The organism is Variovorax sp. YR566 (assembly GCF_051992195.1).
Lineage (GTDB): Bacteria > Pseudomonadota > Gammaproteobacteria > Burkholderiales > Burkholderiaceae_C > Variovorax.
In genome coordinates, this window is record NZ_CP197092.1 from 6,251,724 (window position 1) to 6,273,775 (window position 22,052).

The following is a 22,052-nucleotide window of genomic DNA, read 5'->3' on the forward strand; positions in this document are numbered from 1 at the left end:
TGTCTTTCAGCGCATTTCGCCTGCGGGCGCCGCGAAGCCACGGCCACGGGGCTTCGCTTCGGGCGGCAGGGGGCGCAGCGTGGCGACCGTGAGCTGGTCGTCACCGAAGTACTTGGCGGCCACGGCCTGCACCTGGGCGGCCGTGACGGATTGCAGCCGGGCGACGATGCGCTCGCTGGCGTCGAGCGGCAGGCCCTGGATCCAGTTGCTGCCGAGCTCGCGCGCCTGCGCCATCACCGAGTCGCGCTTGTAGGTCTCGCTCGCCACCCACTGGGTCTTGACGCGGGCCAGTTCGGCTTCGCCCACACCGTCTTTGGCGACGCGCGCCAGTTGGGCGCGCAGCGCGGCCTCGACCACCTCGGCGCTCTTGCCGGCGGCTGGTACGCCGTCGAGCACGAAGAGCTGCGGGCCGCGGCCCATGAAGCCCGAATAGGCACCGGCCGAATCGGCGACGCGATCGGGCCCCTGGGTGAGTGCGCGGTCGAGCCGCGCGCCGGCATAGCCGTCGAGCACGGCGGACAGCACCACCAGCGCCCAGGCGTCGCTGTTCGCGTCGTCGATGCTGGCGAGCTGCGGCACGCGGAAGGCCAGCGACACATACGCCTGCTCGGCCGGCGCCTTCAGTTCGATGCGGCGGATGCCGCGCTGCGCCGGCTCGGTGCGCGGCTTGCGCGCAGGCACGGCACTCGACGGGATGCGGCCGTAGTACTTCTCGGCCATGGCGCGCACCTGGGCCACGTCGACGTCGCCGGCCACCACGAGCACGGCGTTGGCGGGCACGTACCAGCGCTTGAAGAAAGCGCGTGCGTCCTCGGGCGTCATCGCGTCGAGGTCGCTCATCCAGCCGACCACAGGGCGGTGGTAGGGCGAGGCGGTGAAGACGGCGGCGTTCTGCTGTTCGCCGAGCAGCGCGCGCGGCTGGTCTTCGGTGCGCAGGCGGCGTTCTTCCTTGACCACCTCGATCTCGCGCTTGAACTCGTCGTCAGGCCACTGGTTGTTGGCGAAGCGGTCCGATTCAAGCTTCATCACCTGTTCGAGGCTGCCGACCGGAATCTGCTGGTAGTAGCCGGTGTAGTCACGGGTGGTGAAGGCGTTTTCCTGGCCGCCAAGGGCCGCTACGCGGCGCGAGAACTCGCCGGGCTTGATGTCCTTGGTGCCCTTGAACATCATGTGTTCGAGCGCATGTGCCACACCGGAGGTGCCGTCGACTTCGTCGATGGAGCCGACGCGGACCCAGACCATCTGCACCGCCGTGGGCGAGCGCCGGTCGGGCTGGACGATGAGCGTCATGCCGTTGGCAAGCGTGAATTGCTGGGGGCCGGGCGCCGCGGCTGCGGCGGCGGAAGGTTGGGTAGTCTGGGCCTGCGCAGGCATGGCCCATGGCGCCAGAAGCGCCATCGCCAGCACCGCACCAGACGCAGCACGGCGTGGCGGGAGGTGTTTCATAGAATGGGTCGGATTGTAAAAAGCTCCTGATGTTCAGTTTCTTCAAGAAAAAACCGCCTGCCGAAACCCCCGATACGCCGGCGCCCACCCCGCCGGCCGCACCGGCGCCTGCCCCCGAAGCCGCGCCGGCGCGCTCTGTGTTCTCGCCTTCGAGCTGGTTCGGCTCGAAGCCGGCGGCCGAAGAAACGCCGGCTCCTGCTGCGCCGCCAGCACCAGCGCCCTCCCCGGCGCCAGCGCCCGTCGCAACTCCAGTAGCGGCACCCGCGCCAGCCCCCGCATTCGTTCCACCGCCTGTTCCGACCCCAGCTCCCGCGCCGGTTCCTGCACCCGCCGCCGAAATCGCCGTCGCCACCGAGCGCAAGGGCTGGTTCGACAAGCTCAAGACCGGCCTGCGCAAGACCGGCACCGGCATCCAGGCCGTGTTCGTCAACGCGCAGATCGACGACGCGCTTTACGAAGAACTCGAATCCGCCCTGCTGATGGCCGACACCGGCGTCAAGGCGACCGAATACCTGCTCGACGACCTTCGCGGCCGCGTCAAGCGCCAGATGGCCACCGACGCCGCGCAGGTCAAGGTTTTGCTGGCCGAGGCCGTGGCCGACCTGCTCAAGCCGCTCGAGAAGCCGCTGGTGATCGGCCAGTTCACGCCCACCGTCATCATGGTGGCCGGCGTCAACGGCGCGGGCAAGACCACCTCCATCGGCAAGCTCACCAAGCACCTGGCCACCGAAGGCGCCTCGGTGCTGCTGGCCGCGGCCGACACCTTCCGCGCCGCGGCACGCGAGCAGCTGCTGGTCTGGGCCGACCGCAACACGGTCGAGATCGTGAGCAACGAGGGCGGCGATCCGTCGGCCGTGAGCTTCGACGCGGTGAACGCCGGCAAGGCGCGCGGCAAGGACGTGGTGCTGGTCGACACGGCCGGCCGCCTGCCGACGCAGCTGCACCTGATGGACGAGCTGAAGAAGATCAAGCGCGTCGTCACCAAGGCCGACGCCACGGCGCCGCACGAGGTGCTGCTGGTGATCGACGGCAACACCGGCCAGAACGCGCTCGCGCAGGTCAAGGCCTTCGACGAGACGCTGGGCCTCACCGGCCTGATCGTGACCAAGCTCGATGGCACGGCCAAGGGCGGCGTGCTGTGCGCCATTGCGCGCGAACGGCCGATTCCGGTCTATTTCATCGGCGTGGGCGAGAAGCTCGAAGACCTCGAAACCTTCAACGCCCGCGAATTCGCGCAGGCGCTGCTCGGATAAAAAAACGGCCCCGGCTTGCGCCGGGACCGCTTCGCTTTTTCTCCCTCTCCCCTTTTCCTTCTCTTGCGGGAACGCAATGCAGCGAAGGTAGTGCGCGCAGCGAATGCTCGCCAGTGCCGAAAGTCATGGGCTTATCTGGCAACGGCAACTTCGGCCATCGCCTGCAGCAGCGAATCGGCCACGACCGGCTTGAACAGCACCGGCACCTGCGACTCGCGAACCCGCTGCAGCCGGTCGGGCGAGGTCTCGCCGGTGATGAGCAGCAGCGGCGTCGTCACGCCCTGGCCCTGGCTGAGCCGCAGGCCCGCATCGAGCCCGTCGGCGCCGTCGGCCAGCCGGTAGTCGCACAGCAACAGATCGAAGGGGCGGCCCTCGCCGCTCGCCTGCCGCAGGGCAGCGGCAGCGCCGGCCTCGTCCGCCACCGCATGGGCGTCGATTGCGTGGGAGCGCAGCAGGCCCATCATGGCTTCGCGGATTTCCAGTTCATCGTCGAGCAGCAGCACGCGCCCGGGCAACACTGGCGCCGGACCGCGACGCTGCTCGGCCGCCTCCTTGGCCGTGGCGGCAGATGCCAGCACCCCGACCAGCTCGCGCGCCGCCGCGCTGACGGCCGGCACCACCACGCGAAAGTGCGTACCCCGCCCCAGCCGCGAATGCATCTGCACCGGATGCCCAAGCAGCCGCGATAGCCGCTGCACGATCGACAGCCCGATGCCGAGCCCCCGCGAGCGGTCGCGGCCCGGATTGTTGATCTGATAGAACTCCTCGAAGATCCGGCCCGACTGCTCCGGCGCAATGCCGATGCCGCTGTCGCGCACCTCGATCCACACCGAGTCGCCGCGCTCGCGCGCCATCACCGTCACGCCGCCGCGGGCCGTGTACTTGAGGGCGTTGTCGATCAGGTTGGACAGCATGCGGTGCAGCAGCTGCGGGTCGCTGTGCACCCACAGGCCGCTGGCGCGCACGCGCAGCTGCAGTTGCTTCTGCTCGGCGCGCGCCGCGAAGGTGTGGTTGAGGGGCAGGAACAGCGCGTCGAGCTGCACCGGCTGCGGCGCGGGTGTGATCACGCCAGCGTCGAGGCGCGACACGTCGAGCATGGTGTCGAGCGAGGCGCCCAGCGCGTTCACCGCGCGCATCAGGCGCTCGGCGTTGCGGCCCTCGGGGCGGTCGCGCAGTTCATTCTCCAGCGCGGCGCCGAACAGCGCGATGGCATGCAGCGGCTGGCGCAGGTCGTGGCTGGCGGTGCCCAGGAAGCGGGTTTTTTCTTCGCTCGCGCGCTCGGTGGCGGCAATCTGCTCGCCGAGCCGCGCGGCGAGCGCCTCGTTCTCGAAGCGCAGCATGAGCGACGCTGTCAGCAGCTTGTGCTGGCCGACGCCCGCGTGCAGCGTCAACAGCAGGTAGGCCGCGCCGGCTGCCGCCAGGAACAGGTGCAGCCCGTCGCCCTGCCACGCCAGCGCGGTGATCATGCCCAGCGACATCGGCATCGTGTAGCCGAAGAGCGCCGGCTTCAGCGGCCAGAGCGACTGCGCCGCCCGCGCGCAGCTGCCGACGATCACGGCCATCAGCAGCGAGGTCATCGGCAGGTTGTCGTGCGGCACGATGAGCCACGGCACCACCGCCGTGACCATGCTCACCAATGTGACCATGCGAGAAATCTTGCGCGCCCAGTACGCGCTTTCACGCACGGGCCGGGACGGATTCCAGCGCGGCGTGAAGAACACGTAGATGTCGGCCATCAGCAGCCCGGCCAGCCAGAACAGCAGGCTCGGGTCCTTCAGCTGCGAATAGATGATGCTGCCGAACACCACCACGAAGGCCATGTGCGTCAGTGTCGAGACGCCGTAGGTGCTGTAGACCGAGGCAACGTGCTCCCGCAGCACCCGCTGGCCGAGTGCGTGGTCGGCGGAGGGGTCGTTCGACGCGTCGGGCTGCACGCTCAATGCAGGGTGCTGATCAACTGGGCGCGCGAGCGCATGCCGAACAGCAGCAGGATGGTCGAGACATGGTTCTTCACCGTGCCTTCGCTCAGGTTCGCGAGCTGCGCGATTTCCTTGTTCGCCTTGCCTTCGAGCACCCATTGCAGCACCTGCATCTGCCGCGGCGTGAGTTCCTGCCAGGCGCTGGCGTGGGCGAACTCGGCATAGCCGGTGAGCGATTTGGGCACGGCCGGTGGCGGCACCTCCGCCGCGCCGAGATCGAGCAGGCCGCAGGCGCGGATGAAGCTCACCACTTCCTTCAGGTCGGCCGACTTCGGCAGGAAGGCGGCGGCGCCCAGCGCGAGCACGCCCTGCGCCAGCGTGCTGTTGCCAGTGCCCGAGAGCACCACGATCCGCGCGGCGGGAAAGCGCAGCCGGAACTCGGCCACGCCGCTCAGGCCGTGCGTGTCGGGCAGGGCCAGATCGAGCAGCACGAGGCCGATGGAAGCCTGGTGGGTTTCGTACAGCGCGAGCGCGTCGGCGACGTTGGCGGCCTCGAAGACTTCGATGTTCGCGCCGGACGGGGTGGCCTGCGCCTGGACCAGCGCGCAGACACCCAGGCGCAGCAGGTCGTGGTCATCCACAACCAGGATCGCCCTGGGCGTGCGGGTGGGCGCGCCAGTCTCCGCGGCCGGTGACAGAGGTGCGGGTGGGGAGTCGAAGGATGCCACGCGCCGATCTTAGCGATGTAACCTTCTGGTGACAGTGCATAAAGTCATGGCAGCCGCCGTGGCTGTAGTTCTTTATGCTACTTTTTTGATAGCAATTTCGCATCGCATGTGCGCTTGCCATCGGGCTTCTCTGTGGGCACCATCGAAAGTCTCGCCGCACCGAACGGCGCCCACGGAGACTTGTCATGACGCACACCGCAGCCGCCCCCCTTGAATCGACCGACCGCAAGGTCGACCGCCTGCTCGCCCACTACGAAGAGAGCCACCGCAACCCGACCAACGAGCTGATCCATTTCGTTGCCATCCCGGCCATCATGCTGAGCATCGTCGGGCTGCTGTTCGCGCTCCATCCCTGGGTGGCCTATGTTTTCGTGACCGCCAGCCTCGTCTACTACGCCCTGCTGCGCGCCCCGGCCTTCCTGCTGACCATGCTCGCGCTGACCGCCCTGGCCCTGGCGCTGGTGCATGCGATGGGCGGACTTGTATTGCCGATTTCAGCCGCTATCTTTGTGGTGGCCTGGATCTTTCAGTTCGTGGGCCACAAGATCGAAGGCAAGAAGCCTTCGTTCTTCGAAGACATCCAATATCTGTGGGTCGGCCCTCTGTTCGTGCTGTCCAAGCTTTTCCTAAAGCTGGGCGTGCGCTGGTAGCCATTGGCTATTCTGGCGATAGAAATTCAAGGGAACCCTTGGTTTAGCACTCCCTCTAACCGAGTGCTAATATGGCCCACACAAAGGAGTTTCCCCTGATGACAACGCTGTCTGGAGTCTCTGCCAACCAGCTGGCCGTCGCCAATCCATGGTCGATGGTTCCGCCGCTGGGCAACCTGGATGCCTACATTTCGGCCGCCAACCGCCTGCCGATGCTCACGCTCGAAGAAGAGCAGGGCTTCGCACGCAAGCTGCGCGACCAGAACGATCTCGAATCCGCTGGCGCGCTCGTGCTGTCGCACCTGCGCCTCGTCGTTTCCATTTCCCGCCAATACCTGGGCTACGGGCTGCCGCACGGCGACCTGATCCAGGAAGGCAACGTCGGCCTGATGAAGGCCGTGAAGCGTTTCGACCCCGACCAGGGCGTGCGGCTCGTGAGCTACGCCATGCACTGGATCAAGGCCGAGATCCACGAGTACATCCTGAAGAACTGGCGCATGGTCAAGGTCGCGACGACCAAGGCCCAGCGCAAGCTGTTCTTCAATCTGCGCTCGATGAAGCAGGGCTTCAAGGCCGACTCGGCTGCGGCCGACAACGGCACGCACCGCGAAACGCTGAGCCCCGACGAGGTGTCGCAGATGGCGACCCGGCTCAACGTCAAGCCTGAAGAAGTGCTCGAGATGGAAACCCGCCTGTCGGGCGGCGACGTCATGCTCGACCCGGGCCCGTCCGACGACGGCGACGAAACCTTCGGCCCGATCGCCTACCTGGCCGACGCCACGCAGGAACCGACCGCCCTGCTCGAATCGCAGCAACGCGACCGCCTGTCGAGCGACGGCATTGCCACGGCGCTCGAAGCATTGGACGACCGCAGCCGCCGCATCGTGGAAGAGCGCTGGCTCAAGGTGAACGACGACGGTTCGGGCGGCATGACGCTGCACGACCTGGCCGCTGTGTACGGCGTGAGCGCCGAGCGCATCCGCCAGATCGAAGTCGCGGCGATGAAGAAGATGAAGAAGGCGCTTGCGGACTACGCGTAAGCCAGCCGCCCTCCAAGGAAAAAGCCCGGTATCCCGGGCTTTTTTCATTTGGAAAGCGTCCGCATCGCCCGCTTGGCGATGTAGCGGGTTTCAGCCGTGTCCGACTCCGCCACCCACCGCGCGCAGAGCTTGTCGACCCACTCGCCCTGGCTCTTGCTCGCGTCGTTGAGCCAGTTCGCCACCGAGTTCTGCACATAGCGGCTGGGGTCGGCGCGCAGTGGTTCGATCAGCGGCAGCGCGCGCCACGGCTCGGTCTTCAGCGCATCGATCTGCGCGCACCACACGCCGCGCGGACGCGTGAGCTCGCTGGCGAAGCGGCGGATGTTGGAGTCGGCGTCAAGCACCCACGGCTGCAGCAGCGCGAACGCTTCGTCGAGCGACTCGATGACCGCGTCGCGCACCGCCATCCATGCGATTTCCCGCACGCCGAAATGCGGATCGGCGGCGAAGCGGCGCACCGCCTCCAGCTGCGCCGGCAGCGGCAGGCCCGAGAGCGTGACCCACTGCGCGGCCCAGCAGCGGGCCACGTCGCTCGCGTGCGTGGCCAGCCGGTGGGCGACGGCATCGCGCTCGCCATGCAGCGCCGTGAGGTCGTAGAGCGCACGCGCGATGTGCCCATGCCGCTGCATTGGCTTGAAGGCGCTCAGCATCGCGATCGTGTCGGCCAGCCGTTCGCTCTGCGCATCGAGCCCGATGTGCCCCGCCACGCTACGCGCCAGCCGGGGCAGCTCCAGCGCCATGAATTCGTTGAGGTTGACGGTTTCGAGCAGCCCGTCGTTGAGTGCGCCCAGCACCTCGGGCGGGATCAGCGCGATACGGAAGGCCCCCTTGCGCCCTTTCAGGTGCTCGACCGAGCCGGCGTCCATGTGCCCGGAGCCTTTCTCAGGAAGCCAGCAGCGTCTTCAGGTCGGACACCATCGACGGCACGCCCGCGCCGTAGCGCGCATAGAGCCGGAGCCGCCCCTGCGTGTCGTAGACGTAGCTGGCGGCCGAGTGGTCCATCGAATAGCTGGTCGACGTCTTGCCGTCGACCTTCTTGTAGTAGACCTTGTAGTCCTTCGCGAGCGCGACCAGCTCGTCGGCCGTCGGGATCAGCGCGACGAAGCTCGGGTCGAACGCGCCCATGTAGGCCTTGAGCACCTCGGCCGTGTCCCGCGCGGGGTCGACCGTGACGAACAGCACCTGCAGCTTGTCGCCGTCCTTGCCGAGTTGCTGCTTGACCTGCGCCATCTCGGTCATCGTGGTCGGGCAGACGTCGGGGCATTGCGCATAGCCGAAGAACAGCACGACCACCTTGCCCTTGAAGTCGGCCATGGTGCGGACCTTGCCGTCCGCGTCCTTCAGCGAGAAGTCCTTGGCGTAGTCGGCACCGGTGATGTCGACCGCAGTGAAGCTTTGCTTGGTCTCGCTGCATGCCGAGAGGCCCAGGCCGAGGGTGGCGGTCACGCCCACCCAGCCGGCGCCCGCGGCAATCAGTCGAAGAGCGTTGCGCTTGTTCATGGAAACGTGGTCAGTGAATGTAGTGATCGACGAGCAGCGCCAGGAACAGCACGCTCAGGTGGATCAGCGAAAAGCGGAAGGTCTTGCGCGCCAGCGTGTCGGAATAGTTGCGCCACAGCGCAAACGCATAACCGGTGAAGCCGATGCTCACGGCAACGGCAACCGCCAGATACAGCCAGCCGCTCATGCCGTAGATGAAGGGCATCAGGCAGGCCGCGAACAAGATGAAGGTATAGAGCAGCACCTGCAGCCGCGTGAACTCGTTGCCGTGCGTGACGGGCAGCATCGGCAGGCCGGCCTTGCGGTAGTCCTCCACGCGGTAGAGCGCCAGCGCCCAGAAGTGCGGCGGCGTCCACAGGAAGATGATGAGGAAAAGAATCAGCGCCTCGGGCCCCACGTCGCCCGTCATCGCGGCCCAGCCCAGCACCGGCGGCATCGCGCCCGACGCACCGCCGATCACGATGTTCTGCGGCGTCAACGGCTTGAGGATCACGGTGTAGATCACCGCGTATCCGACGAAGGTGGCAAAGGTCAGCCACATGGTGAGCGGATTGACCGTGAACCAAAGCAGCACCGAGCCGGCAGCGCACAGCAGCGCCGAGAAAATCAGCGCCTGCAGATCGCTGAGCTGCCCGCGCGCCGTGGGGCGCCAGGCGGTGCGCTTCATCTTGGCGTCGATGCCCTTCTCGACCAGGCAGTTGAACGCCGCCGCTGCACCCGCCACCAGCCAGATGCCGATGCAGGCCAGCACGGCGCGCTGCACATCGGCCCACGAAGGCAGGCCGGGCACGGCCAGCACCATGCCGATCAGCGCACAGAACACGATCAGCTGCACCACGCGCGGCTTGGTCAGCGCGTAGAACTGGCGCAGCACATTCGCGGTACTGGTTTGCTGAACGGGGATCGGGGTGCTCACGCGGCGGCCTTCCTTTGATTGTTGTTGTGACCTGGTGCATTGTCACTGGCGCGCGCAGTCTGCGCCGCCAGGTCGCGCCGGCTCTCGCACAGGGCCCAGGTGAGCACCACGGCCAGCGCTGCGGCGCCGCCGGTATGAAGCACGGCCGCGGCCAACGGCCAGCCGAGCAGCACGTTGCCAAGGCCCGTGGCCAGCTGAAGCAGCGCCAGGCCCGCGAGCCATCGCGCCTGCGGGCGGAGTGTCTCGATGCGGCGCAGGCGCCATGCCAGCACGCCGAGCGCGACGAACACGGCATAGGCCATCAGCCGATGCGCGTAGTGAATCGCGGTGAGCGCGGAAAAATCGAGCGGCTGGCCTTCGCCGGTCACGCCGAGGTGGCGCCAGATTTCGAAGCCCTGCGCGAAATTCATGGCTGGCCACCAGCTGTCCTGGCAGGTCGGGAACTGCGTGCAGGCCAGCACCGCATAGTTGGTGCTGACCCAGCCGCCGAGCGCGATCTGCAGCACGAGCAGGACGGTGGTTGCGATCAGTCCGTTGCGCAGCGCGGGCGACACGGCCGTGGGCAGTCGCTGCGCCGCGCTCTGCTGGTAGCGCACCGCTTGGATGCACAGTAGCGCCAGCAGCACGATGGCGCCCATCAAATGCGTGGTGACGATGGCCGGGAACAGCTTCCAGGTGACGGTGAGCGCGCCGAATGCGCCTTGCAAGCTCACGCCAACGAGCGTCGCCGTCGGCCACCAAGGATTCAGCACAACTTGCGCGATGGCAGGCGGAGGCTGCGGCGCGTTGCCGGCCTTGGGCCCAATGGAAGGCCACCAGCGCACCAGCCAGGTCGCCAGGGCCAGCACGAGGATCAGCACGCCGACACCCGTTGCCAGGTAGCGGTGAACCATCTCGACCCAGGCCTTGCTGTGCGTCACCGGGCCGGTCGGCTGTGCGGCTTGCGCCATCGCGATCTCGTGGCGTGCGCCGGCCGGGCTGGCATTGCCGTAGCAGCCGGGCCAGTCGGGGCAGCCCAGGCCCGAATCGGTGAGCCGCGTGAAGGCGCCGAACAGCGTGAGATCGAAAGTGAGAAACAGCGTGAGCACGGTCAGCGCATGCAGCCGCCGCGCCGGGCCTGCGCCCGCGTTGCGGCGCCACACCCACACCAGCGGGCCGAGCGCGATCAGCACGCCGGCGGCCATGAGCCAGGCGATGGGCTTCAGATCGTAGAGCGAGCTCGTGTCCATGCGAGGTCTCAGCGGCCCGGTTCGTCCCACGACGCCGAGGCGCGCAGCAGGCGGTCTAGGTCGCGCTTGGCGCGGCCGGCGCCGGCGGCGTCCATGCGGGCGGGGAAACGCATCATCCAGTTGCCCATCGGGTCGACCACGTACAGGTGTTCGGCCAGCGAGTGGCCCTGCACAGGCGCGAGCCACTTGGCCAGTTGGTCGGCCGGCACGCGCAGCACGGTGGCGCCGTGCAGGCCGTTGTTCAGGCGCTCAGGCACGGGAGCGGCGTCGCTCACGAGCCAGACGCGGTCCATGCGGTCTTTCTCGCGGCCCAGGCTTTCACGCAGTTGCCGTTGCAGGTAGAGCTGTTGCTCGCACAGCGCGTCGCAGGCCGCATCGGCCACGGCCACCAGCAGCCATTGGCCCTTGAGTGTGGCGAAGTCGACCGGAGCGCCGTTGCGGTCGGTGGCGATCAGCTTCGGCAGCTCGTGCTGCGGATCGATCAGCTCGCCATAGACGCTGCGGCCTTCGGGCCGGATCACGTAGTAGGTGAAGTACGAGGCAATGACCGGCGCCGCACACATCAGCATCACGGCGATCATCTTCCAGCGCCCGACGACCGTGCGCCGGCCCTCCGCACCGTCGAGCGCCTGGTTGGGCGACGGCATCGAATGCACCGTCAGGCCCAGCGGCTCGTCAGAAGCGGCCATCGCGTGCGCGGCGCCTTGAGCGGCGGAAGGGTGTGATGAATTGGAACCAGACATAGAGGATGACGACGAGGGCCGACAGGCCGAACCACTGGAATGCGTAACCGTAGTGCCTCTCCAGGCCCAGCGCCGGGGCCGGCCAGTCGCGCTGCAGGCCCTCGGAAGCCGGTCCGCTCTGCTGCAGCGACACGTCGGTGCGCAGCGGCAGTTTGGTCTCGGCACGGAAGGCCTCCAGGTCGAGATTTTGCCGGATGGGCGAATACCCTTCGGCGGCCGGTGCCGGGGCGGCCGGCGCGGAGGCTGCCGTGGCGGGTGCAGAGGCGGTGGGCACGGGCGTCGGTGCGGACGTGCCCAGCTCCAGCAGATGGCTCGGCGGCGGCTCGATCAGGCCCGTGACCTCGACGATGCCGGCTGGCGTCTCGACCGCACCCAGCTGCGTGCGATCGACGAAATTGCGCTGGATCCAGCCGCGCTGCACCATCACCGCCTGCTCGGTGCCTTCGAGGGCGAAGGGTGTCAGCACGTAGAAGCCGGGCGTGCCGTGCATCTGGCGGTTGTCGAGGTACACGGTCTGCGTTGGCAGCCAGAGCCCGCGCAGGCGCACCGGACGGTGCAACGAGTCGGAGGCTTTCTCCAGCGCCAGGAATTCGGCCTGGGTCAGCGCCGGCTTGAGCTTCTGGGCGTCGATGTCGGCCTGCAGCGCTTCCTTCTGCGCGGCGCGCGAGAGCTGCCAGCGGCCTAGCGAAACGGTGGCCGCCACGGTCAGCACGGCGGCGATGGTGATCAGCCAGAAACGGCCCGGGCGGCGCCGGTCTTCGGAATACAAGGGTTCAGGGGTCACTGGAGAGAACGGGGCGTGCGGCCGATAATGCGGGTCATGAAATATTTCGTCGCCCTGGTGTTCCTGGGCATCTTCGCGAGCCTCGCGTTCGCCCTGTACTTCATGCTGAAGGACGGGCGCAACGGGCGCGCCAAGAGCGGCGGCATGGCGCGAGCGCTCACCTTTCGGATCGGCCTGTCGGTGTTTTTGTTCCTCTGCATGCTGCTCGCCTGGAAACTCGGCTACATCCAGCCCACCGGACTCCCGCTCGGCAAGTAGATGGTGCTCGTTCCACGAGAACCACGAAAAAGGCGCCTTACGGCGCCTTTTTCGTGGAATGCCGCGAGGTTCTTCGCTCAAAGCCAATAGACCAGCATGTAGAGGCCGAGCCAGACCACGTCCACGAAGTGCCAGTACCAGGCCGCGCCTTCGAAGCCGAAGTGGCGCTCCGGCGTGAAGTGGCCCTTGCGCAGGCGCAGCGTGATGAACAGCAGCATCAGCATGCCGATGAACACGTGCAGGCCGTGGAAGCCCGTCAGCATGAAGAAAGTCGAACCGTAGGTGCCCGAGCTGAGCTTGAGGTTCAGTTCGGTGTACAGGTGGTGGTACTCGTAGCCCTGCACGCCCAGGAAGATCATGCCGAGCAGCACGGTGAGCCACATGAAGCGGATCGTTTGTGCACGGTGGCCGGCACGCAGCGCATGGTGGGCAATGGTGAGCGTCACGCCCGAGCTCAGCAGCAGCGCGGTGTTGATCGTGGGCAGCCAGAACGGGCCGACGGTCTGGAAGGGCTCGACGATGCCGGCCGGCGAAGCGGTCGCGCCTGCGGCGACGCTGGGCCACACAGCCTTGAAGTCGGGCCAGAGGATCGCGTTGTCCAGGCTGCCGAGCGCGGGCAGCGAATGGGTGCGGGCCCACCACAGCGCGGTGAAGAACGCGCCGAAGAACATCACTTCCGAGAAGATGAACCAGCTCATGCTCCAGCGGAACGAGAGGTCGACCTTGTGACCGTACTGGCCGCTCTCGCTTTCGCCGATGGCGGTGCGGAACCACACGAAGAGCGTGCCGAGCCAGATCACCATGCCCGCCAGCAGGGACCACGCGCCCCACTCGTGGCCATTGATCCATTGCGCGGCGCCCAGGATCACGAAGAACAGGCCGATCGCGGCCGAGACCGGATAGGCCGACGGTCCGGGCACGAAGTAGTAGGGCGTGGTGCCGTGGGTGGTTGAACTCATATCAGCTCCTGGCTTTCTTTCTTCTCTCGATTCAATGGATTCTGCTTGCTGTCGCGGAATGCTTTTTCGTCAGTCAGGCTGCGGTCGATGCGACCACATGGCGCACCAGCAGCACCAGTGCGACCACGAAGACGATCACGGCCACGAACGCCACCGCGATGATGTGCAGCGGGTTCAGCTTGCCCAGGTCTTCCTGGTAGGCGCTGTTCTTGCGCACGCCGAAGAACGACCAGCCCACCGCCTTCACTGTGTCCCACAGCGAAGCCTTCGGCCGGGGCCCCGGCTGGTTCAGTGGATCGGTCACGAGCGCGGCTCATTGGCGGTGTTCGAAACGGCCGCCACAGGCGCCGCGGGTGTCTTGCCGCCCACTTCGAAGAAGGTGTACGACAGCGTGATGGTCTTCACGTCTTTGGAAATCTTGGGGTCGATCACGAACGCGACCGGCCACTGCTTCTTCTCGCCCGGATCGAGCGTGTACTGGTTGAAGCAGAAGCACTCGAGCTTGTTGAAGTACGGCGCCGCCTGCTGCGGCGCGTAGCTCGGAATGGCCTGCGCAGCCATGCGGCGGTTCTGCACGTTCTGGAACTCATACATCACCGTGTTGAGCTGGCCCGGGTGCACCTGGATGGTCCGCTCCGCGGGCTTGAAGTCCCAGAGGCCGCCGCGCACGTTGGAGTCGAACTCGACCGTGATGGTGCGGGTCATGTCGACCTGCGTGTTGTCGGGCACGCGCACGTTCTTGCCGCCGCTGGCACCGCCCGGCACCTCGAGCTCGGAGAGCGCGAGGATGTTGATGCCGGTCATCTCGCAGATGGCGCGGTACATCGGCACCAGCGCATAGCCGAACGCGAACATGCCGCAGGCCACGACGGCCAGCTTGCCGACCATGCGGACATTGGCGCGGCGGATGCGTGGACCGAGGCTCATGCATGTGCTCCCGTTCGTTGCGTGGGTGGCGGTTCAGCGGCCGCTGAACCAGACCATGCGAACGATGAAGCCGAAGAAGAACACCACCGCGATGGAGGCCAGCGTGAGCCCCATGCGACGGTTGTTCCTTTTCTGTTCGGGTGTCATCGTGCTTTCGATTCAGTCACCGGGCGATCAGCCGATCACCTTGGTGGCGGTCGCGTCGAGCTTGGGCGGGTTCTCGAAGGTGTGGAACGGTGCCGGCGAAGGCACTTCCCATTCGAGGCCTTCGGCGCCTTCCCACGGCTTCTGCGTGGCCTTCTCGCCCTTGCCGCGCATGGTGGGCAGCACGATGAAGAGGAAGAAGTAGACCTGAGCGAAGCCGAAGAAGAAGGCACCGACCGAAGCCACCGCGTTGAAGTCAGCAAACTGCATCGGGTAGTCGGCATAGCGTCGCGGCATGCCGGCCAGGCCCAGGAAGTGCATCGGGAAGAAGGTCACGTTGAACGAGATCAGCGACCACCAGAAGTGCACCTTGCCGCGCGTTTCGTTGTACATCACGCCGGTCCACTTGGGCACCCAGTAGTAGAAGCCCGAGAACATGGCGAACAGCGAGCCGGCCACCAGCACGTAGTGGAAGTGGGCCACCACGTAGTAGGTGTCCTGCAGTTGCGTGTCGATCGGCGCAACGGCCAGGATCAGGCCGGTGAAGCCGCCCATCGTGAACACGAAGATGAAGCCGACCGCGAACAGCATGGGCGTCTCGAAGGTCATCGAGCCCTGCCACATGGTCGCGATCCAGTTGAAGATCTTCACGGCCGTGGGCACCGCGATCAGCATGGTCGCGTACATGAAGAACAGCTGGCCGGTGAGCGGCATGCCGGTCGTGAACATGTGGTGCGCCCACACGATGAACGACAGGATGGCAATCGACGAGGTGGCGTACACCATCGAGGCATAGCCGAACAGGCGCTTGCGGGCAAAGGCCGGCACCACCTGGCTGATGATGCCGAAGGCCGGCAAGATCATGATGTAGACCTCGGGGTGGCCGAAGAACCAGAAGATGTGCTGGTACATCACCGGGTCGCCGCCGCCTGCGGGGTTGAAGAAGCTGGTGCCGAAGTGGCGGTCGGTCAGCGTCATCGTGATGGCGCCGGCAAGCACGGGCATCACGGCGATCAGCAGGTAGGCGGTGATGAGCCAGGTCCAGCAGAACATCGGCATCTTCATCAGCGTCATGCCGGGGGCGCGCATGTTGAGGATGGTGACGATGATGTTGATCGAACCCATGATCGACGAGGCGCCCATGATGTGCATCGCGAAGATGCCGGCGTCCATCGAGGGGCCCATCTGCAGCGTGAGCGGCGCGTACAGCGTCCAGCCGGCAGCGGGTGCGCCGCCGGGCATGAAGAACGAGCCCACCAGCATCAGCGCCGCCGGGATCAGCAGCCAGAAGCTGAAGTTGTTCATGCGCGCGAACGCCATGTCGGAGGCGCCCACCTGCAGCGGAATCATCCAGTTCGCGAAGCCCACGAAGGCCGGCATGATGGCGCCGAACACCATGATCAGGCCGTGCATGGTGGTGAACTGGTTGAACAGCTCGGGGTTCACCAGCTGCAGGCCGGGCTGGAACAGCTCGGCGCGGATCAGCAGCGCGAGCACGCCGCCCACCATCAGCATCGTGAAGCTGAACAGCAGGTAGAGCGTGCCGATGTCCTTGTGGTTGGTCGCGAACACCCAGCGGCGCCAGCCGGTGGGCGCGTGGTGATCGTGATGCTCGTCGTGTGCGTGGTCGCCGGGGACTGCGTGACCGTGGGGGTCGAGGACTGCACTCATTTCGTTGTTCCTTGCAATTTCTTCGTCGCGGGGCGCTGCTGCCGCATCACTTGGCGCGCAGGGCCAGCACTTCGGCCGGCTGCACCAGCTGGCCCGTCTTGTTCGACCAGCTGTTCTTGGTGTACGTGGCCACTGCCGCGAGATCGGTATCGCTCAGCTGCTTCCAGGAGGGCATCGCGCCGTTGTTCTGGCCGGTGAGCAGCACCGTCAGCTGGATCTTGTGATCGGCGTCGGTCACCTTCGGGGAGCCGTCGAGCGGCTTGATCGGGCCAGCGCCCTTGCCGTTGGCCTGGTGGCAGGCGGCGCAGTTGGCGGCGTAGACCTTCTCGCCGCGCACCAGCATGTCGGGCAGCGCCCAGACCTTGGTCGGGTCGTCGAGCTTGGCGGCGGCTTCCTTGCGCTTGGCTGCCACCCAGGTCGTGTAGTCGGCGGACGAGACCACCTTCACGTGGATCGGCATGTAGGCGTGTTCCTTGCCGCACAGTTCCTGGCACTGGCCGTAGTAGTCGCCCACGGTCTCGGCGCGGAACCAGGTGTCGCGCACGAAGCCGGGGATCGCGTCCTGCTTGAGGCCCAGCTGCGGCACGGCAAAGGCGTGGATCACGTCGTTCGCGGTGGTGATGATGCGGATCTTCTTGTTGACCGGCACCACCAGCGGGTTGTCGACCTTGAGCAGGTAGTCGTCGGGCATCGCGCCCTTGGCGCCTGCGTCGGACATGGCGCGCTGCGAGCTGTCGAGCGTGGAGATGAAGGCCAGGCCCTCGCCTTCGCCGTTCAGGTAGTCGTAGCCCCACTTCCACTGGTAGCCCGTGGTCTTGATCGTGAGGTCGGCGTTGGTGGTGTCCTTCTGGGCCACCAGCACCTTGGTGGCAGGCAGCGCCATCACGATCACGATGAGGAAGGGCACGATGGTCCAGATGACCTCGACCACCACCGATTCATGGAAGTTGGCCGCCTTGTGGCCGACCGACTTGCGGTGCTTCCAGATCGAATAGAACATGACCGCGAACACGGCGACGAAGATGACCGTGCACAGGATCATCATGATCGTGTGGAGCAGATGCTGCTCCTGCGCGATCTTGGTCACGCCGACCGGAAGATTCAACTGGCGCACCGAGGGGCCGCCGGGCAGATCGTTGACTGCGTGCGCCGCGCTGCTGAAAGCCGCGCCGGCCGCCAGCAACAGATTCGCCGGCCTGTACTTATTGCGCCAAATGCTCTTCATCGTGTTCACGTTTCTTCAATTTTTTCGACAAACCCAACCGTGCAGCACTGCGCGAGCCCCCTCAGGCGCCACGCAACGCCATGCGAATCTCGCGGGCCAACGCCGCACGCAACTCCGGGCGTACATAGCGCCCCACCCTGACCGATCGACCCTGCCCCGAGACCTCGATCAGCGAGCGATCGCCGGTCTGGGGTTCGATCCGCACCTGGTGCGGAAGAAATTCCGTGCGTTCGTAGTGCCCGCCGTTCTCGAGCTCCACGACGAGCCGCCCTTCCTGCAGCGCGATCTTTTCGCCGTCGGTCGCATGCCGTGCATAGACCATGAACGCAAATCCGACAGCGGCCAGTTCGAGCCAGGCGAAAGGCAGTACCAGCGGCGCACCGTGCAGCCAGAACAGGGTGCCGATGCCGAGCGATACCACGCACAGCGAGGCGTAGAGCCAGCCCAGCTGGCTCGGCGTCACCGAGCAATTCCGCTTCAGGAACCAGTGGATGCTCTGGCCTGAAACGGTGGCAAATCGAAACACGGAATTCGACACGGGCGAGTTCAGCAAATCGGTGCGTCGACGGTCGCCAAACCCCTCGTACAAACAGGATTCGACACCCCTCGATCGCGGGACAATACCCGCGAGTTTCACGCAACGGCGGATTGTAGCGGGTAGATATCTGCGCCCGAGTGCCCTGTGGGACGCCTACGGGTCACTACTAGTAGGCAAAAAACGGCTCGTGCGCCATGCGTTTTTGCCGCACGATCAACAGGCGATCGAACGGGCGATCAAGCGCCCGGACGACCTCGTTGCAGCATCGAGCGCATCTCGCGCAGCGACACCGCGCTTTCGGCCGACAACGACACGCGCGGCGCCGGCTTGAACGCGTGGCCGTAGATGACCTCGAAGGTCAGCGCGATGCGCCCACCGCCTTCTTCGGCCGGCGCGAGCTCGGGTAGCGCCTTCTTCAGCGACTGGTGCCAGGCCTTGCCGCGCAGCGCCGCAAAGCGCGCCGGGTGCAGGTTGCGGCCCAGCGTGCGCAGCTCGGCCAGCGCTGCCTCGGGCGTGGCCCAGGTCAGCACGATGCGCTCCATGTCCATCACGGGTTCGGCAAAGCCGGCGTGCACCAGCATGTCACCCCAGTCGTGCATGTCGGTGAACTCATGGCCTGCGGCCGGCCAGCCGAGGCGGGCATGCAGCGCGCGCAGCTCGCGCACCGTATCGGGCCCGAGGCAGGAGAACATGAGAAAGCCGTCGGTCGCCACCAGCTTGTGCCAGTGCGAAATAAGCGCTTCGGGGTCGGCCGCCATGTGCAGCGACATGTTGGCCCAGAGCAGGTCGACGCCGTCTTCGGGCGGTGCGTCGAAGCGCGCCTTGCCAGCCTGCCAGCGGCGCGCGCTCCACCACGGCGCGCTCAGCGCCTGGCCGGTTGCGGCGGCCAGCGCGGGCTCCGGTTCGATCACGAAAGAAGCGGCGTCCTTGTAGCGGCGAGCGACCAATTCGTGCGCCTCGAGGCCGCTGCGCAGCGGCGCCCAGTCGGCCCAGGTGCGGGGCTGGGCCTTGATCCATTGCAGCCGGTCTTCCATGCGGCGGCCGATTTCCTCGTGCAGCCAGGGGGAGCCGTCGGCAGGCGCAAGCCGGCGCCAGCGGGCCGCCGCCGTGGCATCGATGGTCGGCGGTCGTCGTGAGGGGTCGGTGGCCATGGGGCCGTGAGTATATTGAGGCAATGCTCAGCCATCGGGCCCTGTGGCCTTTCCTGCCTTTCCTGCCTTTCAGGCCTCTCGGGGCCTTCACTTCGCTGCTTGCGCGGCTGCCCAGCCAGTGCGCGGTCTGCCGCGCCTGGCCTTCGCGCCCGGTGTGCGATGCCTGCGTGGCCCGTTTCGCACCGCCCACCGCGCGATGCGGCAGCTGCGCCCTGCCCGTGCCCGAAGGCGTGAGCCGCTGCGGCGATTGCGTGAAGCACCCGCCGCCGCTGGACGCCTGCCTCGCGGCCTGCACCTACGCGTGGCCGTGGCCGGACGCCATCGCAGCCTTCAAGTTCCGTGGCGAGGCAGGCTGGGCCGGGCCGTTCGCCACGCTGCTGCGCAGCGCGCCCTGGGTAGAGCCGGCTTTGGAGGCCTGCGACGTCGTGCTGCCGATGCCGCTGGCACCCGGCCGGCTGCGCGAACGCGGCTTCAACCAGGCGCACGAACTGGCACGGCGGCTGGCACCTTCCAAGACTGACGCCACCCTGCTCCTGCGCACCCGCGAGACGCCCGCCCAGAGCGGCCTTTCGCGCGCGGACCGATTACGCAACCTGCGCGGCGCCTTCGCGGTGGAGCCGATGCGCGCTGAAAAGCTGCGCGGCCGGCGCCTCGTGCTGGTCGACGACGTGATGACCAGCGGCGCCTCGCTGTTCACGGCCGCCGAGGTGCTGCGGCTGGCTGGTGCGGCCCACATCACCGCCGTCGTGCTGGCCCGGACCGATCCGCCGCGCTGAGCCTTCGATGCGGCGCGCCGACAATGGGCGCATGTTCCATATCGTCCTGGTCCACCCCGAAATCCCGCCGAACACCGGCAACGTGATCCGGCTCGCAGCCAACACCGGCTGCACGCTGCACCTGGTCGAGCCGCTGGGCTTTTCGATGGACGACCGCCTGCTGCGCCGCGCCGGGCTCGACTATCACGAGTACGCCGAGGTCAAGCGCCATGCCGACTGGCAGGCCCTGCTCGCCGCCGAGCAGCCTGCCGCCGATCGCATGTTCGCCCTCACCACGCGCGGCACGCGGGCCGTGCACGACGTGCGCTTCCAGCCCGGCGACTGGCTGGTGTTCGGCTCGGAGACCAGCGGCCTGCCGCCCGCCGTGCGCGACAGCTTCGCCGAGCCGCAGCGCTTGCGGCTGCCGATGCGCGAAGGACAGCGCAGCCTGAACCTCTCGAATGCGGTGGCCGTGACGGTGTTCGAGGCCTGGCGGCAAAACGGCTTCGGCTGAAGCGGTCGCCCCTTCGAACATCAGGGGCACATCCGATCGGCAAGACGCGACGTATGGAAGACATGCCGGTCGCAAAAGCGGCTCGGCATCTGGTCCATCCACCGCCTTGCCCCAAGGAGTCTTGCCATGAATGCCATCAAGTCGATTGCCTTTTCCGCCTTCGCCACGCTCGCCCTCGCCAGCGGCGCCCAGGCCTTCCAGGGTGAACAGAACCCACTGCCGCCCACGCCTTTCCAGTCGACGCTGTCGCGCGCGCAAGTGCAGGCCGAAGCACGCCAGCCGCTGCAGATCAATAACGGCGGCACCGGCGTGCAGCAGGCCAGGAGCGGCAACGTCGACCGCAATGCGGTGCGTGCCAGTGCACTGAGCATCACCCGCCAGGGTGCGGCCACCTACGGCGAAGTGGCCGACCGCCGGATGTAAGAAGAAAGAGGGAGGGCTGCCGCTTTCTCAGCGGTAGCGGCGCACCACCGACTCGGCCACGCAGGCCGGCTTGGCGGCGCCTTCGAGCTCGATGGTGGTTTCCCAGGTCATCTGGAAGCCATCGTTGGCAATCGCCTCTGAGGTCAGCAGCTTCATGCGAGCCCGCAGGCGCTTGCCCACCGGCACCGGCGACATGAAGCGCACCTTGTTCAAGCCGTAGTTCACGCCCATGCGCGACTCGACCACGTCGAGTGCCGTCTCGTAGAAGCGCGGCAGCAGCGACAACGTCAGGAAACCATGGGCAATCGGCCCACCGAAGGGGCCGGCCTTGGCTCGCTCGATGTCGACATGGATCCACTGGTGGTCGCCCGTCGCCTCGGCGAACTGGTTGACCTGCTCCTGCGTGATGGTGATCCAGTCGCTCACGGCGACTTCCTGGCCGACGCAGGCAGCGAGATCCTGAAGGGTCTGGAATGTCTTTTTTGTCATGCGAGGCATTCTGGCGTCTGGGGCGCCCGCACGGCTGTCGGGCGGGCGACAACCGGGCTCAGGGAAAACCGGGAGCAGGCTGGCGGCTCAGGCGTCGAGCCATTCGCAGATCGGCTGCCACTGCTCCAGGTCGCGCTGCACACGGCCGGGAGCGATGTCGAACAGCGTGAGCCCGCGCGCCGCGAGCTGCACATAGTTCTGCGTGTCGCGCAGCTCGCCGATCACCGGCACGCCGAGCCCGGCGATGAACTCGTGGAGCCGGTCGGCCGCCAGCGTGCGGGCGTTCACGCGCATGCCGACGAGGCCGATCTTCGTTTTCTCGGCGCGGCGGTTCTCCTGCAGCCGGTCGAGGAAATCGCGTGTCGCGTAGATGTCGAAGATGCTCGGCTGCAGCGGCACGATCACGCGGTCGGCCAGTGCCAGCACCTCCTTGAAGCGCCAGCCGTGCAGACCGGCCGGCGTGTCGAGCACCGCGTGCGTGGTGCCGCGCGGCGGCCGCACCACCGTGCTCTCGCCCGTGGCCTCCCAAGTGGCGATGGGCCGGGCCAGCGGCGGGCGCAGGCCCAGCCAGAGCCGCGAAGACTGCTGGCGATCCACGTCGCCCAGCATCACGGCATGACCACGGCTTGCGAAATAGCCCGCAACATTCGTCGCGATCGTCGACTTGCCGACCCCACCCTTGGGATTGGCGACCAGAACCACCGGCATAAAGCTCTCCTCCAGAACTGGGACAGCTGGAATGGTAGTCGCTGGCGCGTTTTTGCCCGACGCATCGGCCCCGACTGAGATA

26 protein-coding genes are annotated in these 22,052 nt (G+C 66.8%); 7 read left to right on the top strand and 19 right to left on the bottom strand.

Annotated features, from left to right (window positions below; all coding sequences use genetic code 11):
- Positions 1-6: 6 nt before the first annotated feature.
- A complete protein-coding gene (locus tag ACTG4X_RS29240) occupies positions 7-1,398 on the bottom strand; it encodes a M16 family metallopeptidase (RefSeq protein ID WP_440534437.1) in 1,392 nt (463 codons plus the stop codon).
- A 77-nt stretch (positions 1,399-1,475) separates the two neighbouring features.
- Here ACTG4X_RS29240 and ftsY point away from each other — a divergent pair, with 77 nt between their 5' ends.
- Positions 1,476-2,699 (top strand): signal recognition particle-docking protein FtsY, encoded by a 1,224-nt coding sequence (gene ftsY / locus ACTG4X_RS29245; RefSeq protein ID WP_097198074.1) that lies wholly within the window; start codon positions 1,476-1,478, stop codon positions 2,697-2,699.
- Positions 2,700-2,830: 131 nt separating this feature from the next.
- On the opposite strand, the gene ACTG4X_RS29250 is transcribed toward ftsY, so the two are convergent.
- Positions 2,831-4,633, bottom strand: coding sequence for an ATP-binding response regulator (locus tag ACTG4X_RS29250; RefSeq protein WP_440534438.1), 1,803 nt, complete (start codon positions 4,631-4,633; stop codon positions 2,831-2,833).
- A 2-nt stretch (positions 4,634-4,635) separates the two neighbouring features.
- A complete protein-coding gene (locus ACTG4X_RS29255) occupies positions 4,636-5,346 on the bottom strand; it encodes a response regulator transcription factor (RefSeq protein WP_440532585.1) in 711 nt (236 codons plus the stop codon).
- A gap of 185 nt (positions 5,347-5,531) precedes the next feature.
- Here ACTG4X_RS29255 and ACTG4X_RS29260 point away from each other — a divergent pair, with 185 nt between their 5' ends.
- A complete protein-coding gene (locus tag ACTG4X_RS29260; RefSeq protein ID WP_440532586.1) occupies positions 5,532-5,996 on the top strand; it encodes an Mpo1 family 2-hydroxy fatty acid dioxygenase in 465 nt (154 codons plus the stop codon).
- A 98-nt stretch (positions 5,997-6,094) separates the two neighbouring features.
- A complete protein-coding gene (gene rpoH, locus ACTG4X_RS29265; protein ID WP_093079510.1) occupies positions 6,095-7,036 on the top strand; it encodes an RNA polymerase sigma factor RpoH in 942 nt (313 codons plus the stop codon).
- Positions 7,037-7,080: 44 nt separating this feature from the next.
- On the opposite strand, the gene ACTG4X_RS29270 is transcribed toward rpoH, so the two are convergent.
- From ACTG4X_RS29270 to ACTG4X_RS29295, 6 genes are read right to left on the bottom strand one after another with little or no spacing between them, the layout of a single operon-like run.
- Positions 7,081-7,902 (bottom strand): DNA alkylation repair protein, encoded by an 822-nt coding sequence (locus ACTG4X_RS29270; protein WP_440532587.1) that lies wholly within the window; start codon positions 7,900-7,902, stop codon positions 7,081-7,083.
- A 16-nt stretch (positions 7,903-7,918) separates the two neighbouring features.
- Positions 7,919-8,536: an SCO family protein gene (locus tag ACTG4X_RS29275; protein ID WP_440532588.1), complete on the bottom strand. Its 618-nt coding sequence runs from the start codon at positions 8,534-8,536 to the stop codon at positions 7,919-7,921.
- 10 nt (positions 8,537-8,546) lie between these two features.
- Positions 8,547-9,452 carry a heme o synthase gene (gene cyoE, locus ACTG4X_RS29280; protein ID WP_093057635.1) on the bottom strand — a complete coding sequence of 302 codons (906 nt, stop codon included), beginning with the start codon at positions 9,450-9,452 and terminating at the stop codon, positions 8,547-8,549.
- Positions 9,449-10,681, bottom strand: a complete 1,233-nt coding sequence (locus ACTG4X_RS29285) for a COX15/CtaA family protein (RefSeq protein WP_093057634.1) — start codon at positions 10,679-10,681, stop codon at positions 9,449-9,451. The genes cyoE and ACTG4X_RS29285 overlap by 4 nt, the downstream gene beginning before the upstream one ends.
- Before the next feature lie 8 nt (positions 10,682-10,689).
- Entirely contained in the window at positions 10,690-11,370 is a 681-nt protein-coding gene (locus ACTG4X_RS29290) for a hypothetical protein (RefSeq protein ID WP_093057633.1), read from the bottom strand.
- A complete protein-coding gene (locus ACTG4X_RS29295) occupies positions 11,357-12,208 on the bottom strand; it encodes an SURF1 family protein (RefSeq protein WP_440532589.1) in 852 nt (283 codons plus the stop codon). Before ACTG4X_RS29295 ends, ACTG4X_RS29290 begins: the two co-directional genes overlap by 14 nt.
- A 27-nt stretch (positions 12,209-12,235) precedes the next feature.
- Here ACTG4X_RS29295 and ACTG4X_RS29300 point away from each other — a divergent pair, with 27 nt between their 5' ends.
- Positions 12,236-12,466 (top strand): twin transmembrane helix small protein, encoded by a 231-nt coding sequence (locus ACTG4X_RS29300; protein WP_093057631.1) that lies wholly within the window; start codon positions 12,236-12,238, stop codon positions 12,464-12,466.
- Between the two features lie 77 nt (positions 12,467-12,543).
- Here ACTG4X_RS29300 and ACTG4X_RS29305 read toward each other — a convergent pair whose 3' ends face one another.
- The 8 genes from ACTG4X_RS29305 to ACTG4X_RS29340 form a co-directional block, all read right to left on the bottom strand.
- Positions 12,544-13,425 carry a cytochrome c oxidase subunit 3 gene (locus ACTG4X_RS29305; RefSeq protein ID WP_093057630.1) on the bottom strand — a complete coding sequence of 294 codons (882 nt, stop codon included), beginning with the start codon at positions 13,423-13,425 and terminating at the stop codon, positions 12,544-12,546.
- Positions 13,426-13,498: 73 nt separating this feature from the next.
- Positions 13,499-13,729 carry a DUF2970 domain-containing protein gene (locus tag ACTG4X_RS29310; RefSeq protein WP_426390366.1) on the bottom strand — a complete coding sequence of 77 codons (231 nt, stop codon included), beginning with the start codon at positions 13,727-13,729 and terminating at the stop codon, positions 13,499-13,501.
- Complete coding sequence (locus ACTG4X_RS29315) at positions 13,726-14,352, bottom strand: cytochrome c oxidase assembly protein (RefSeq protein WP_093057628.1); 627 nt, start codon at positions 14,350-14,352, stop codon at positions 13,726-13,728. Before ACTG4X_RS29315 ends, ACTG4X_RS29310 begins: the two co-directional genes overlap by 4 nt.
- Positions 14,353-14,385: 33 nt before the next feature.
- Positions 14,386-14,499: a cytochrome oxidase small assembly protein gene (locus tag ACTG4X_RS29320; RefSeq protein WP_440532590.1), complete on the bottom strand. Its 114-nt coding sequence runs from the start codon at positions 14,497-14,499 to the stop codon at positions 14,386-14,388.
- 27 nt (positions 14,500-14,526) lie between these two features.
- Positions 14,527-16,167, bottom strand: coding sequence for a cytochrome c oxidase subunit I (ctaD, locus tag ACTG4X_RS29325; protein WP_093057627.1), 1,641 nt, complete (start codon positions 16,165-16,167; stop codon positions 14,527-14,529).
- Positions 16,168-16,213: 46 nt separating this feature from the next.
- The gene (gene coxB / locus ACTG4X_RS29330) at positions 16,214-17,392 is read right to left on the bottom strand and encodes a cytochrome c oxidase subunit II (protein WP_093079525.1); all 1,179 of its coding nucleotides are present in this window, start codon (positions 17,390-17,392) and stop codon (positions 16,214-16,216) included.
- Between the two features lie 61 nt (positions 17,393-17,453).
- Entirely contained in the window at positions 17,454-17,930 is a 477-nt protein-coding gene (locus tag ACTG4X_RS29335; RefSeq protein ID WP_093057649.1) for a DUF2244 domain-containing protein, read from the bottom strand.
- A 236-nt stretch (positions 17,931-18,166) separates the two neighbouring features.
- On the bottom strand, positions 18,167-19,081 hold the full coding sequence (locus ACTG4X_RS29340) for a biotin synthase (RefSeq protein WP_093079528.1): 915 nt from the start codon (positions 19,079-19,081) through the stop codon (positions 18,167-18,169).
- A gap of 23 nt (positions 19,082-19,104) precedes the next feature.
- Between ACTG4X_RS29340 and ACTG4X_RS29345 the strand changes: the two genes are divergently transcribed.
- The 3 genes from ACTG4X_RS29345 (at position 19,105) to ACTG4X_RS29355 (ending at position 20,773) form a co-directional block, all read left to right on the top strand.
- A complete protein-coding gene (locus ACTG4X_RS29345; protein ID WP_440532591.1) occupies positions 19,105-19,857 on the top strand; it encodes a phosphoribosyltransferase family protein in 753 nt (250 codons plus the stop codon).
- A 31-nt stretch (positions 19,858-19,888) separates the two neighbouring features.
- Positions 19,889-20,350: a tRNA (uridine(34)/cytosine(34)/5-carboxymethylaminomethyluridine(34)-2'-O)-methyltransferase TrmL gene (trmL, locus tag ACTG4X_RS29350; protein WP_093057648.1), complete on the top strand. Its 462-nt coding sequence runs from the start codon at positions 19,889-19,891 to the stop codon at positions 20,348-20,350.
- A gap of 126 nt (positions 20,351-20,476) precedes the next feature.
- On the top strand, positions 20,477-20,773 hold the full coding sequence (locus ACTG4X_RS29355; RefSeq protein ID WP_440532592.1) for a DUF4148 domain-containing protein: 297 nt from the start codon (positions 20,477-20,479) through the stop codon (positions 20,771-20,773).
- A 27-nt stretch (positions 20,774-20,800) separates the two neighbouring features.
- Here the strand turns inward: ACTG4X_RS29355 and ACTG4X_RS29360 are convergent, their stop codons facing one another.
- A complete protein-coding gene (locus ACTG4X_RS29360) occupies positions 20,801-21,271 on the bottom strand; it encodes a MaoC family dehydratase (RefSeq protein WP_093057622.1) in 471 nt (156 codons plus the stop codon).
- A 78-nt stretch (positions 21,272-21,349) separates the two neighbouring features.
- Complete coding sequence (locus tag ACTG4X_RS29365) at positions 21,350-21,970, bottom strand: ParA family protein (protein WP_093177544.1); 621 nt, start codon at positions 21,968-21,970, stop codon at positions 21,350-21,352.
- Between the last annotated feature and the right edge of the window lie 82 nt (positions 21,971-22,052).

Excerpts from the sequence above, each read along its gene's own strand:
- ACTG4X_RS29285 (WP_093057634.1), bottom strand. The coding sequence starts at position 10,681 with ATGGACACGAGCTCGCTCTACGATCTGAAGCCCATCGCCTGGCTCATG.
- ctaD (WP_093057627.1), bottom strand. The coding sequence starts at position 16,167 with ATGAGTGCAGTCCTCGACCCCCACGGTCACGCAGTCCCCGGCGACCAC.
- ACTG4X_RS29260 (WP_440532586.1), top strand. The coding sequence starts at position 5,532 with ATGACGCACACCGCAGCCGCCCCCCTTGAATCGACCGACCGCAAGGTC.
- ACTG4X_RS29315 (WP_093057628.1), bottom strand. The coding sequence starts at position 14,352 with ATGAGCCTCGGTCCACGCATCCGCCGCGCCAATGTCCGCATGGTCGGC.
- ACTG4X_RS29300 (WP_093057631.1), top strand. The coding sequence starts at position 12,236 with ATGCGGGTCATGAAATATTTCGTCGCCCTGGTGTTCCTGGGCATCTTC.
- coxB (WP_093079525.1), bottom strand. The coding sequence starts at position 17,392 with ATGAAGAGCATTTGGCGCAATAAGTACAGGCCGGCGAATCTGTTGCTG.
- ACTG4X_RS29340 (WP_093079528.1), bottom strand. The coding sequence starts at position 19,081 with ATGGCCACCGACCCCTCACGACGACCGCCGACCATCGATGCCACGGCG.
- ACTG4X_RS29275 (WP_440532588.1), bottom strand. The coding sequence starts at position 8,536 with ATGAACAAGCGCAACGCTCTTCGACTGATTGCCGCGGGCGCCGGCTGG.
- ACTG4X_RS29345 (WP_440532591.1), top strand. The coding sequence starts at position 19,105 with ATGCTCAGCCATCGGGCCCTGTGGCCTTTCCTGCCTTTCCTGCCTTTC.
- ACTG4X_RS29355 (WP_440532592.1), top strand. The coding sequence starts at position 20,477 with ATGAATGCCATCAAGTCGATTGCCTTTTCCGCCTTCGCCACGCTCGCC.
- ACTG4X_RS29240 (WP_440534437.1), bottom strand. The coding sequence starts at position 1,398 with ATGGCGCTTCTGGCGCCATGGGCCATGCCTGCGCAGGCCCAGACTACC.
- trmL (WP_093057648.1), top strand. The coding sequence starts at position 19,889 with ATGTTCCATATCGTCCTGGTCCACCCCGAAATCCCGCCGAACACCGGC.
- ACTG4X_RS29365 (WP_093177544.1), bottom strand. The coding sequence starts at position 21,970 with ATGCCGGTGGTTCTGGTCGCCAATCCCAAGGGTGGGGTCGGCAAGTCG.
- ACTG4X_RS29290 (WP_093057633.1), bottom strand. The coding sequence starts at position 11,370 with ATGGCCGCTTCTGACGAGCCGCTGGGCCTGACGGTGCATTCGATGCCG.
- ACTG4X_RS29320 (WP_440532590.1), bottom strand. The coding sequence starts at position 14,499 with ATGACACCCGAACAGAAAAGGAACAACCGTCGCATGGGGCTCACGCTG.
- rpoH (WP_093079510.1), top strand. The coding sequence starts at position 6,095 with ATGACAACGCTGTCTGGAGTCTCTGCCAACCAGCTGGCCGTCGCCAAT.
- ACTG4X_RS29305 (WP_093057630.1), bottom strand. The coding sequence starts at position 13,425 with ATGAGTTCAACCACCCACGGCACCACGCCCTACTACTTCGTGCCCGGA.
- ftsY (WP_097198074.1), top strand. The coding sequence starts at position 1,476 with ATGTTCAGTTTCTTCAAGAAAAAACCGCCTGCCGAAACCCCCGATACG.
- ACTG4X_RS29360 (WP_093057622.1), bottom strand. The coding sequence starts at position 21,271 with ATGCCTCGCATGACAAAAAAGACATTCCAGACCCTTCAGGATCTCGCT.
- ACTG4X_RS29270 (WP_440532587.1), bottom strand. The coding sequence starts at position 7,902 with ATGGACGCCGGCTCGGTCGAGCACCTGAAAGGGCGCAAGGGGGCCTTC.